Origin of the sequence: Flavobacterium akiainvivens, from assembly GCF_001278115.1 — a bacterium.
GTDB lineage: Bacteria > Bacteroidota > Bacteroidia > Flavobacteriales > Flavobacteriaceae > Flavobacterium > Flavobacterium akiainvivens.
Window position 1 is genome coordinate 3,310,193 of record NZ_LIYD01000005.1, and the last position, 12,220, is coordinate 3,322,412.

The window sequence follows — 12,220 nt, forward strand, 5'->3', positions numbered from 1 at the left end:
CCTCAAAACAAGGAAATATGAAGAAGATACTGCTACTGCTAACCGTTTTTTTAGGACTAAAAACCGCTGCGCAAACAGCCGATACCAAACCCCTGAAGCTGCACCACGCTGAACCGCTCTATACCGACCTGATACGCGACCTGGGTGCACGCAAAGGCGAACACGAGCTAAACATTGGCTTTGGCGTAAACGATGAAAAAACCTATTACTCGTACACCGGTTTTGCCGAATATGAATTTGCCATTGCCAACCGCCTGGGCCTTGAGGTTGAGGTGCCTTTTGAAGTAAACACCGCTGCACCCGGATATGATAAAACCGTAGCGCCCGGCAACAGGGTAGAGGGTATAAAGCTGGCCACACAGTACACTTTTTTAGTGTCGCAGCAATGGCAAACCAGTATGGCGGTGGGCTACATCCAGGAAATGGAGTTTTCCCCGTTTGACCAAACCAGCAGTACACTGTTTAGCGGCACGCGCTACAACCCTATTTTTATTGCGGCAACACGGCTTACGCCAAATATACATACACTACTTTATACCGGCCCTGAAATTGAGCAGGACTTCGCCACCGGGCATACCACTACTACCATGGCGGTAAATGCCAACCTGCACTATGTGTTTGCCAATGGCAATTTTGTGGGTGTGGAAACCAATATGGATTTTTCTGCTGAAAAGCCCGATATTGTGCTACGCCCGCAGTTTAAGGTGGCCTTTAGCAAAAGCGTGAGCCTGGGCGTACTGGCGGGTATACCGGTGTCTAACCAAAACCACGGCCTTAGCGCCATGACGCGTATGATATGGGTGCCGTAATTATTGTACTTTTTTAACCTCGAAATTTTCAAACGTAACGGGGAAGGATTCCTTACCGGGGGCAGCGGCCACCATGCCTACCATAACTTTTACCTTTGGCGGGAAGTACGCCAGGCGCAGCATCTCGAAGTTAGTGCCATCAAACGAGAATTTAACCTCTACATAATCGCCTTTGCGCAGCACCTTAAGCCACACTGATTTAGGGCTGTCCTCCCGCGGTATAACCGACCAGTCTGAAACCTCACGTGTTACCACGGCGCTTACGTTTTGCTTGCCGTCTACAAACTCAATACCGGTCTTTATCCAGTTCTTTTCGTCAATGCGCAGCATAATGCCCGCCTGGTGAAAAAGCTCTTTATAGCTGCCTGTAACCTTAACGCTGGCCTCAAAATCGCCTTCCATTTCTACATACGCCAGTGGGCCGTTATCGCGCTTAAAGCCGTAGTGCGTTACCTGCCAGAAATCGGTGCCCGGCTCAACGGTGTAGGTAAGCTTTTTTGCATCGCCGCTGTGTACTTTGGGTTCGTTAAACCATTTTAAAGGTGTGGTTTGCGCAAAGGTTGCCGTTGTTGCAAGGAGGAAAAGGATGAAGATGTTTTTCATTTGGATAAGATGTTGATGGTAGGGTAAAGATACAAATCATGTATTTACGAACAGTCGAACCATCTAAAAATCCAACAATCCAATAATCTAAAACCCTTTCATATAACTCGCTGTCATTTTCTTAATCCGTTCTGCTAAGGTTTCAGAAGACAATTTCTCCCGCAGCCTGTCGGTAATAATCGGGAAGCTGAACGGCGTGGGCTTTTCGCACTGTTTCCAGACGATTTCCTGTCGCTGTATGCGCTCAAGGGCAAGCAGGAGGCGGCCTTCTTCAAGCTGGTGCTCAAAGGTTTCGCGGTACGCTTGTTGGAATAAAAGGTTTTGTGGCTCATAATCGCGGAACACCTCAAAAATAAGCTGGCTGCTACTTTGCAGGTGCTTGGTTTTTACCACCTTGCCGGGGTAGCCCGTAAACACGAGCCCGGCAATAACCGCAATATCGCGGAACTTGCGGCGGGCCATTTCGGTGGCGTTAAGGCTTTGCTGGAGGTCGGCGTGCAGGTGCGTGGGGGTAAACAGGTTGTTATCGAGCACCATTTGCATATCTATTTCCTGGTCGCTCAGCAGTTCAAAACCATAATCGTTATAGGCCAGCGAGAACGTAATGGGGCTCAGCAGGCTGATACGGTAGGCCATAACGCTGGCGAGGGCTTCGTGCACATAACGGCCTTCAAACGGGTAAAATATAGTGTGGAAGCCCTCGCGGGTTTTAAAGGTTTCTATGAGGAATTGCCCGTCTGTAGGTACAATGCTCTCCTTGCGCTGGCGGCTGAACATAGGTGCCAGGGCTTTTAATTCGCGGCTCATGGTGGTGGTATTGGCGGCATATAACTCTTCGCGAATCAGCTCGCTCATTTGGCTCGAGAGGGTAAGCCTGCCGCCCATCCAGCTGGCGTGCATGGCCTTTGCCGAGGGGCTTGCGGCACGTACCAGTACCTCCATATTCCGAACGCGTACCAGCTCCAGCTTTCGCCCTGCAAAGATAAACACATCGCCGGGGTTGAGCTTGCTTATGAACCACTCCTCAATACTGCCTATGTACCCGCCGGAGAAGAATTTTACACTCATAACCGAATCGCCCACAATGGTGCCTATCTGCATGCGGTGGCGCAGGGCAACGGTCTTGCTGTTGACTTTAAATTTGCCGTCTTCCTCAATCTCCACTTTTTTGTATTCGTCATACGCCTGTAGGCTCTGGCTGCCCCGGGTTATGAAGTTAAGGCAAAACTGCCAGTTGTCTTGCGTCATGCCCTGGTAGCAAAAGGTCTGCTTTACTTCATTGAATATCTTATCGGGGTAAAACCCGTCAGAAACGGCAAGTGTAACTAAATACTGCACCAAAACATCAAAACTGTTGAGGTAAGGCACGCGGTCTTCCACAACGGTATCGGCTACGGCGCGGCGCAGGGCACTGGCTTCCACCAATTCAATAGCATGTGTAGCGAGGAAGTAAATGGTGCTGTCCTGCCCCGGGCGGTGGCCGCTGCGCCCTGCCCTTTGCAAGAAACGCGCTACGCCCTTGGGCCCGCCTACCTGCACTACGGTTTCCACGGGGGCGAAGTCTACACCCAAATCAAGGCTTGAGGTGCACACCACAGCTTTAAGCTGCTCATCGCGAATGGCCTGTTCTACCCATTGGCGAGTCTCCCGGGCAATAGATCCATGGTGCATGGCGAGCTCACCGGCAAACTCCGGAAACTTCTCTAACAATGCCTGAAACCACAGTTCGCATTGCGAGCGTGTATTGCAAAAAATAAGTGTGGTACGGCTTTTTTTAATGATTTCGGCTACCTCATTAACCAGATGCAGGCCCATGTGCCCACGCCAGGGGTAGGCATCCATCTTTTCGGGGATGGCCGATATAACATTGATTTTCTTGTTGATGTGCGCCCGGATAAGGGTGGCGTTATCCAAGGCGGATGAATGCGGCCCAAGCAGCACCTCCATGGCCTGTTGCAGGTTGCCTATGGTGGCCGATATGCCCCAGATGCGCATATTGGGCGCTATGGTTTTAAGGCGGCTGAGTGCCAGTTCTACCTGCACACCGCGCTTGGTGCCCAGCAGTTCGTGCCATTCATCAATAATTATTGCCCCGCAGGTTTTAAACACTGAGGCATAGTCTTTAGAAGCCAGCATCAGCTGCATGCTTTCGGGTGTGGTAATGAGCAGGTCGGGCATTTTGCTTTTTTGCTTAGCCCTTTCGGCAGATGATGTATCGCCGGTGCGGATGCCTACAGTCAGGCCGGTTTCAAGCCCGTCGGCCATGCGCTCTGCGGCCTGTTTTATCTCGATGGATAGTGCCCGTAGCGGGGTTATCCAAATGGCTTTCAGGCCGGGTTTATGCTTTTTTTTATAGTCGGGGTTCTTTTTTATATAGTCCAGAATAACGGGTGCCCATAGTGCATAGGTTTTTCCGCTGCCGGTTGGGGCATTCAAGAGGCCGTTTTTGCCCTGCAGGAACGCTGTCCACGTTTGGGTCTGGAACGGGAATGCCTTCCACCCGCGGCTTTCAAACCATGTATGGGCTATGTTAAAAAGCTGGTCGCGGGTCATGCTTACGGGTTTAAGGTTTAAAGTTTTTTAGGACGCATAAAAAGCCTTCGACAAACTCAGGCTGAAGTACTTGCGCAAATCGTCTACGCTCAGGTTGTCGAAGCGCAACTTTAAAAACAACGCCCAACCCTTAACCACCAACCGCTTAACTATTGCTTTGGCTTTGTAGCCCTTGTGGTGGCAGGCTTAGCGGGTTTTGCACCGGTTATCCTTGGGCCACGGGCGGCACTGGCCTTAAGGGCTTTGGGTGCGTTTTCTTTTTGTTCAGGTTCTGTAACAGGTTCCGGTTTTGGTGGGGCTACCGGTTGTTTTTTAAGCTTGTAGAGGTCGAGCCTGCGGTCTTTAAGTATGCGCACGCTGCCAAACTCGTGCAGCTCTTTAAGCAGGTCCAGGTCTACGTCTACAATAATGGTCATTTCGGTATTTGGGGTGGCCTCAGCCTTTATGCCATTGCTGGGAAACGAAAAGTCACTGGGCGTAAACACCGCAGTCTGGGCATACTGAATATCCATGTTGTTAACCCCCGGCAGGTTGCCCACACAGCCCGCAATGGCCACATAGCATTCGTTTTCTATAGCACGTGCCTGGGCGCAGTGGCGCACGCGGGTGTAGCCGTTTTGGGTATCAGTTAAAAAGGGCACGAAAAGTATTTCCATGCCGTCATCGGCCAACAGGCGACTCAGCTCGGGGAACTCTACATCGTAGCAAATTACAATGCCTATCTTGCCGCAGTCGGTATCAAAGGTTTGTATGGTGCTGCCACCCTTCATGCCCCAGTAGTTTACCTCGTTTGGCGTAATGTGTATCTTGGTGTACTGCTCATAGGTACCATCGCGCTTACAAAGAAAGCCCACATTATACAGAACGCCGTCTTCCACAAGCGGCATGGAGCCGGTTATGATGTTGATGTTATACGAAATAGCCATTTCCTGGAAACGCTTGCGTATCGGCTCGGCATAACGGGCAATTTCCCTTATGGCATCGGCTTCGCTAAGGTGGTTGAAGTCGGCCATAAGCGGCGCCACAAACAACTCAGGGAACAGCGCAAAATCCGACCCATAGCCCGAAACGGCATCGATAAAGAACTCAGCCTGTTCATACAGCGCCTCTACATTAGCCAGGGGGCGCATTTGCCACTGCACCAGCCCCAGACGGATAACGCTCTTACGGGCGTTGATGAGCTTGGGCTCCTTCTCATAATAAATATTATTCCACTCCATGAGCACTGCATAGTCCTGGCTGTCGTTATCGCCCTCCAGGTAGTTGCGCATAATGCGAATCACGTGGAAATCGTTACTGAGCTGAAACGACAGTACGGGGTCGTAAATCTCCTTAAGGCGCACCTTAGTTATGTAGTCCTTTGGGGTAAGCTCGCCGCTGTAGTCATTAAAATGGGGCATCCTCCCGGCGAAGATGATGCTCTTAAGGTTAAGCTGCTCACACAGTTCCTTACGGGCATCATACAGGCGGCGGCCCAGGCGCAGGCCGCGGTAGGCGGGGTCTATAAATACGTCAATACCATACAATACCTCGCCATCATAATCGTGGGTATCAAAGGTATAGTTGCCGGTTATTTTCTCATAGGTGTGGTTTGCCGTAGCCTTTTTAAGGTCTACAATAAGCGACAGCGCGCTGCCCACCACCTTGCCGTCTACCAGCACTACCAGCTGCCCTTCGGGAAACATCTTCAACAGGCGCTTAATATCGGCCAGGCCCCAGTAGGGCTCATCCATATCCATATCGGCGCCGGTATAGGCGTGCTGCATACTAAGGCGCAGCTCTTTATAATCTTCTATTTTAAGGTTGCGCAATTCAACCTTGCTTATCTCTGCCTGCATAAAATTTCAGCCTCTCCCCCGGCCCCTCTCCAAAGGAGAGGGGAGTTTGGGGACGTTAAATGGTTAATGTTGTGCCGTTGGTGGCTTTTACCCAAATGTACGGAAAATGTTGTGTGGTAAATCCTTACAAAAGGTTAAGGTTGTGGGGGAGGCTATTTCGCAATTCCGATAGCTATCGGGACACAAAGGAGGCTAAAGGTTTCGCATAGTCGTTAGATTATAAAGTGAAGCTCACCGGGCTGTAAAGCAATCTGAAATCTAAAATCTGAATTCTGAAATCACTTATGGTATCTTTTACTATATTTGCTATACTATTCTGTACTACTATGATGAAACCAATCCTTCTGTGCCTGTTATGTGTGGGAACAATTTTCGCGCAAAGCGAGCCAAAATCCTTAACCTGGGGCGACCAGTACAACGGTACGTATAACAATCCGGTGCTTAACGCCGATTATTCTGACCCCGATATTATTAAGGCAGGCGATACTTTTTACATGGTCTGTTCTGATTTTCATTACATGGGCATGCAGGTGCTGGAATCTAAAGACCTGGTAAACTGGACGCTTATTAATCAAATATACAACCGCTTTGATTTTGCAGAGGGCTACAACACAATGCAAAAGTACAGCCAGGGCAGCTGGGCGCCCAGTATAAGGCAGCACAACGGGTTGTTTTATGTGTATTTCTGCACGCCGGAAGAAGGTGTTTATATGGCTACAGCCAAAGACCCTGCCGGGCAGTGGAGCCCGCTGGTTGAGGTAAAGCGCACCAAAGGCTGGGAAGACCCGTGCCCGTTTTGGGATGAAGACGGTACGGCTTATCTGGGCCACAGCGTGCTGGGTGCAGGGCCTATAATTGTACATAAAATGAGCCCTGACGGCACAAAGTTGCTTGACGATGGGGTTGAGGTATACCGCGGTAATGTGGCCGAAGGTACTAAGTTTTACAAACGAGGGGGCTGGTACTACCTTATAATTCCTGAAGGGGGTGTGGCTACGGGTGAGCAGGTGGCGCTGCGTTCTAAATCTATTTATGGGCCTTATGAGCATAAAATAGTGCTGGAACAGGGCAGTACGGCTATAAACGGGCCGCACCAGGGTGGGCTTGTAGAGCTGGAATCAGGCGAGGCGTGGTTTATGCATTTTCAGGATGTGGGCGCGCTGGGCAGGATTTGCCACCTGCAGCCTGTAAAATGGACGGATGGCTGGCCGCTAATGGGTATTGATTATGATGGAAACGGCATTGGCGAACCGGTAGCAAATTATAAGAAGCCCGATGTAAGTAAGGCATACACTCCTGAATTTCCGGCAACGTCCGATGAATTTGATAGTAAAAACCTGGGCTTTCAGTGGCAGTGGAACCACAACCCGATTGATAAAAACCGGTCGCTCTTGCAAAAGAAAGGGCACTTGTCTTTAACTGCCGCTAAGGCCGATGATAACAAGAATGCACCCAACACACTTACGCAGAAAATGGTGGGCAACAGCGGTACCGTTACCACCCGTATGGCTACCAAAGACCTGGCCGATGGGCAAAAGGCGGGCCTGTGCCTTGTGGGGCAAAACATCCACGAGGTGGGCGTTATAAAGAAAGGGGACAGGCTGTACTTTTATGCTTCTAACAAAGGCGAGGCAGTAACAGGGCCTGAAGTGAACAGAGAATACGTGTACCTTAAAATGGATATTAACCTGAAAGGCAGTACGGTACTTTCTTATAGTACTGACGGTAAGGCCTACATACTAATTGGTACTAACTGCGAGATAGCTAACAGCAACTACTGGAAAGGCGCACGCCCGGCGCTATTCTCTTATAATGAAGTGCAGGAGGGTGGCACGGCGCATTTTGACTGGTTCCATTATACTTTTGAGTAGGAGCTGTAACTGAAAACTACTTCGGTATCATTGCCTTCAAATCGTCAATACTATTCGCTTCCTCAATGGTTTTATCGTGCCGCCAGCGCAGTATACGGGGGAAACGTGTAGCCACCCCGCTTTTGTGCCTTCCGCTAAAGGCAATGCCCTCAAAGCCAATTTCAAACACCAGCTTTGGGGTAACACTACGCACAGGGCCAAAACGTTCGAGCGTATTCTTCTTAATGTAATCGTCTACCATGCGGAACTCGGCATCGGTTAAACCGGAATAAGCCTTGGCAAACGTAACCAGCTCGCGGGTGCCGTCTTCCTTATCTTCCCACAAGGCAAAAGTATAATCAGTAAACAGGTTGCTACGGCGGCCGCTGCCCCGCATGGCGTATGTGAGCACGGCATCAATGCTAAACGGGTCCAGCTTCCACTTCCACCAGTCGCCCTTTTTACGGCCCACCAGGTACGGCGAATCTTTCCGTTTAAACATAAGCCCCTCACTGCGCAACTCGCGTGCTTTGGCCTTTTCGTGCAGGGCATGGTCCCAACTGTCCAGGTCTATGCGTTCGCTTATCTGTAGGGGTGTCTGGTAGGCTTTTATGTCTTCATACAGCTGTTCTAAAAGCTTACGGCGCTTAATGTACGGATGGTTGCGGATGTCTTCGCCTTGCCATTCCAAAAGGTCGTAGGCACGGATGACCACAGGCGTTTTTTTAAGCAATGCCGCCGAAACTGTCTTGCGGCCTATGCGTGTTTGCAGGTCGTTAAACGAGCCTATGTTGCCGTCTACCCAGGGCAGGATTTCGCCGTCAATCACGGTTCCATCCGGAATCACATCAATAAAAACGGCCAGTTCAGGGTATTTATCGGTAACCAGTTCTTCGCCGCGGCTCCAGATGTACAGCTGCCCATTGCGCACAATGGTCTGGCTGCGGATACCATCCCACTTGTGTTCAGCACTCCACTCAGCAACATCTCCCAGGTCTTCAGGCTCGCCCTCAATCGCATAGGCCAGGTAAAACGGGTAAGGGCGGCTCAGGTTGTCCTGTGCACTTTCTTCTAAAACCAGGTTGTGAAAACTAATGCGGGAAGGGTCCCACTCGCCCATAAGCTTGTAGGCCAGTACATCTTCGTCTACACCCGTGGCTTTACTCAGGGCACGGGTCATAAGCTTCTGGCTTACGCCGATACGGAAACTACCGGTTATGAGCTTGGTAAATACAAAGCGTTCGTAGTAGTTAAGGGAGAGCCAGTTGCGGTGCAGGTATTCTTTTTTCTCATCATCGGTTTTCCGCTTCAGCGTAATCATTTCCTCTACAAATTCTGTAAGGCTCTTGTCGCTCTGCTCTTTAGAGGCGGGGATAACAAGGGCAATGGTCTCGGCCAAATCACCCACTATGTGATACGAATCTTCAAATAACCATAGCGGAATCTGCGCCAGTTCGGCAGCCCATTGGCGTAAAAGGGTAGTATTTACAGGCCGTGGCGGGCGGCGGTGCGAGAGTATGGCAATTGTCCACACACGGTCGGTATCACTCGCATTTTTAAAGTATTGCGTAAGCGCCTCCACCTTAACGTTGGTTTTATTAGAGCTGTCGAGGGTCTTTATCAGTTCGGCAAAGTTCTTCATTGTGTACCTCCTTCCTCATCTTCTGCTTCGGCAGCAGTGCGGACTTCAGTGTCGCCCTCATCGCCTTCATACTGGGTGTGTTCGGTACGGGCATCATAGCCTAATTCGCGCAGGTAGGTGCTAAAAATATCGCTATAGCCGTGGGTACAGATTATTTTTTCGGCACCGGTAGCGCGTATGCTTTCTAAAAGGCCGGGCCAATCGCAATGATCGCTCAGCACAAAACCCTTGTCTATTGCACGCCTCCTGCGGTGCCCCCTGAAGGCCATCCAGCCGCTTGCAGAACCCGTTACATAGGGTGTCATGCGGCGTATCCACGTGCTGCCGTGGGCGCTGGGCGGAGCCAAAACAATGCTACCCAATAGGTCTTCCTTTCTGGTTTCGGGGGTAATGCGTATGGTTTCGGGCAAATCCACCATCTGGCGGATAACCTGCGTCATGTTCTCTACCGCACCATGTGTATATATGCGCCCGATATCCGGGTCAAGGTGTTTCAGCAGCCGTTGCGCCTTGCCCAGCGTATAGCCAAAGAGTATTGAGGTTTGGCCGTCGGCACGGTTTTGCGCCCACCAGCTGTTTACATCAGCCATAACCTCGGCCTGTGGAGTCCACTTAAAAGCGGGCAACCCAAAAGTGTTTTCGGTGATAAACGTATGGCATTTAACCACTTCGTAAGGGGTGGAAAGGCCGTCGTCTTCGGTTTTGTAGTCGCCCGTAAACACCCATACCTCGCCTTTATGCTCCACGCGCACCTGCGCGCTGCCCACTATGTGCCCGGCAGGATGAAAGCTGAATTTGACGCCGTTTATGGTAAACGTTTCACCCCAGTCCTTACCCGTTACGTTTATGTCTCCCAGCCTGTGGCGGATTATGGGCACGTTCATGTGCTGGGTTATGTAGCTGCCGTGGCCCCAGCGGGAGTGGTCGGCATGCCCGTGTGTAATGATGGCCTTTGGCACAGCCCGCCACGGGTCGAGGTACACATCGGCCGCGGCGCAGTATATGCCTTTGTCGTTAAATGCCAGCAGGGGCTGCTTCATGGGGTTTGGTTTTGTACTCTTAAAGTTACAAAACGTTGTGGTTGAGTGGTAAGGGGTTTTGAGAAGTTTAACGGAAGTATACCATTAAGTTGCTTACCTTTGTTACAGACTCTGAAAGTTTATTCGCGGTGGTTAAATTAGATACAACGGAGGAGAGGCGAAAAATCATGCGGGCTATCAAAAGTAAAGATACGTCTGTAGAAGTCTTATTACGCAAAGCACTATGGAAACGGGGTTATAGATATAGAAAGAACGATAAAACTATAATTGGCACACCTGATATTGTTTTTAAAAAGTACCGCATTGCTATATTTATAGATAGCGAATTTTTTCACGGTTATAATTGGGAAATAAAAAAAACTAAACTACATGGTAACCGAGATTATTGGATTGCAAAAATTGAGCGTAATATGGCTCGTGATAAAAAAGTAAACGAATCTTTATTATCAAAAGGATGGGTAGTCTTACGTTTTTGGGGATTTGATGTGAAAAAAAATTTACAGGGTTGTTTGAAAATTATTGAAACACAAGTAGATGAAATGAAGAAGAAAATTTTTTACATAGATAATGAAAAATTTCTTTAAATAAGTTTTTTCTTTAAATCTATTTCAATAGATTTGTAACCAATGTCCAACTTTGTCCAATTGGTTATGAAAAAATATTATACTGCCGAAGCATCTGAAATTATAGGTAAAAGCCAAAAAACAATTATAAGGTGGGATGATGAGGGTAAGTTAAAAGCTTTACGGGAGCCCGTTACAAATAAAAGGTATTATACTACTGATATGCTCCTTCCTTTTACAGATGATTTTCAAGCTGAATATATTTCTGAAAAATCAAACAAAGTAGTTCCACAGGAGCAATTTACTGTACTTGAGCTTTTTGCGGGTGCTGGTGGGCTGGCTATTGGGCTCGAACAAGCTGGTATTAAATGCGTTGCATTAAATGAAATAGATAAGTACGCCTGCCAAACTTTACGCGCTAACAGGCCTAAATGGAATGTCCTTGAAGGGGATATTAAGCAATATGATTTCTCAAATTATAAAGGGCAAGCTGATATTGTCACAGGTGGGTTTCCCTGCCAGTCTTTTAGTTATGCCGGTAAAAGATTGGGCTTAGAGGATGCAAGGGGTACGTTGTTTTATGAATTTGCCAGGGCTGTAAAAGAGGTTGAGCCTTTAATTTGTGTGGGAGAAAATGTAAGGGGGTTATTAAACCATGATGGCGGTAAAACGCTACAAGGCATGATTTCAATACTTGATGAAATTGGTTATAGGGTTATGCCGGTGCAGGTTTTAAAGGCAATTAACTATAAGGTACCTCAAAAACGTGAAAGGCTTATTTTAGTGGGGGTTCGAAAAGATATTGCTTTTGATTTTGAGTATCCTAAGCCCTATAAGCGTATCTATAACTTAGAAGATGCACTAAAACAGGGGGATTTATTCGATACTGATGTCCCTAAATCAATAGGTGCTAAATATCCTGTAAGTAAAAAAGAGGTATTAGATCTTGTGCCTCAGAAAGGTTACTGGCGTGACCTACCCATTGAACTTCAAAAACAGTTTATGGGTAAAAGCTTTTATTTAGGTGGCGGCAAAACAGGTATGGCACGCAGGATTGGCTGGGATGAACCTTGCCTTACCTTAACTTGTAGCCCTGCCCAAAAACAAACCGAACGTTGCCATCCTGAAGAAACGCGCCCGTTTACTGTACGAGAATATGCCCGTATCCAAACGTTTCCTGATAACTGGGAGTTTAAGGGTTCAGCTGCGCATCAATATAAACAGATAGGTAACGCGGTACCAGTCAACTTAGGTAAGGAAATAGGGTATTCGTTAGTTAGCTTTTTGAATAAGTATTATTCATAAATAAATTCTTATATTGT

General features: G+C 48.6%; 9 protein-coding genes and 1 pseudogene. 5 read left to right on the plus strand and 5 right to left on the minus strand.

Annotated features, from left to right (window positions below; all coding sequences use genetic code 11):
- Positions 1-17 precede the first annotated feature (17 nt).
- Entirely contained in the window at positions 18-809 is a 792-nt protein-coding gene (locus AM279_RS15000; RefSeq protein ID WP_054408846.1) for an HAEPLYID family protein, read from the plus strand.
- On the opposite strand, the gene AM279_RS15005 is transcribed toward AM279_RS15000, so the two are convergent.
- The 3 genes from AM279_RS15005 to AM279_RS15015 all read right to left on the minus strand — a co-directional run bounded on the left by AM279_RS15005 (position 810) and on the right by AM279_RS15015 (position 5,803).
- Positions 810-1,412: a DUF1349 domain-containing protein gene (locus AM279_RS15005; RefSeq protein WP_054408847.1), complete on the minus strand. Its 603-nt coding sequence runs from the start codon at positions 1,410-1,412 to the stop codon at positions 810-812.
- 87 nt (positions 1,413-1,499) lie between these two features.
- Positions 1,500-3,965 carry a ligase-associated DNA damage response DEXH box helicase gene (locus tag AM279_RS15010; protein ID WP_054408848.1) on the minus strand — a complete coding sequence of 822 codons (2,466 nt, stop codon included), beginning with the start codon at positions 3,963-3,965 and terminating at the stop codon, positions 1,500-1,502.
- Positions 3,966-4,114: 149 nt separating this feature from the next.
- On the minus strand, positions 4,115-5,803 hold the full coding sequence (locus tag AM279_RS15015) for a carbon-nitrogen hydrolase family protein (protein WP_074961677.1): 1,689 nt from the start codon (positions 5,801-5,803) through the stop codon (positions 4,115-4,117).
- A 359-nt stretch (positions 5,804-6,162) separates the two neighbouring features.
- Here AM279_RS15015 and AM279_RS15020 point away from each other — a divergent pair, with 359 nt between their 5' ends.
- Positions 6,163-7,674: a glycoside hydrolase family 43 protein gene (locus AM279_RS15020; RefSeq protein WP_201782550.1), complete on the plus strand. Its 1,512-nt coding sequence runs from the start codon at positions 6,163-6,165 to the stop codon at positions 7,672-7,674.
- A gap of 16 nt (positions 7,675-7,690) precedes the next feature.
- On the opposite strand, the gene AM279_RS15025 is transcribed toward AM279_RS15020, so the two are convergent.
- On the minus strand, positions 7,691-9,295 hold the full coding sequence (locus AM279_RS15025; protein ID WP_054408850.1) for an ATP-dependent DNA ligase: 1,605 nt from the start codon (positions 9,293-9,295) through the stop codon (positions 7,691-7,693).
- On the minus strand, positions 9,292-10,335 hold the full coding sequence (locus AM279_RS15030; protein ID WP_054408851.1) for a ligase-associated DNA damage response exonuclease: 1,044 nt from the start codon (positions 10,333-10,335) through the stop codon (positions 9,292-9,294). Before AM279_RS15030 ends, AM279_RS15025 begins: the two co-directional genes overlap by 4 nt.
- Before the next feature lie 128 nt (positions 10,336-10,463).
- On the opposite strand from AM279_RS15030, the gene AM279_RS15035 reads away from it, so the two are divergent.
- The 3 genes and pseudogenes from AM279_RS15035 to AM279_RS15040 all read left to right on the plus strand — a co-directional run bounded on the left by AM279_RS15035 (position 10,464) and on the right by AM279_RS15040 (position 12,203).
- A complete protein-coding gene (locus AM279_RS15035; RefSeq protein WP_143090439.1) occupies positions 10,464-10,919 on the plus strand; it encodes a very short patch repair endonuclease in 456 nt (151 codons plus the stop codon).
- Between the two features lie 66 nt (positions 10,920-10,985).
- Positions 10,986-11,118 (plus strand): annotated as a pseudogene (locus AM279_RS20900) (MerR family transcriptional regulator); the annotation flags it as partial.
- Positions 11,119-11,120: 2 nt separating this feature from the next.
- On the plus strand, positions 11,121-12,203 hold the full coding sequence (locus tag AM279_RS15040; protein ID WP_236688545.1) for a DNA cytosine methyltransferase: 1,083 nt from the start codon (positions 11,121-11,123) through the stop codon (positions 12,201-12,203).
- Positions 12,204-12,220 lie beyond the last annotated feature (17 nt).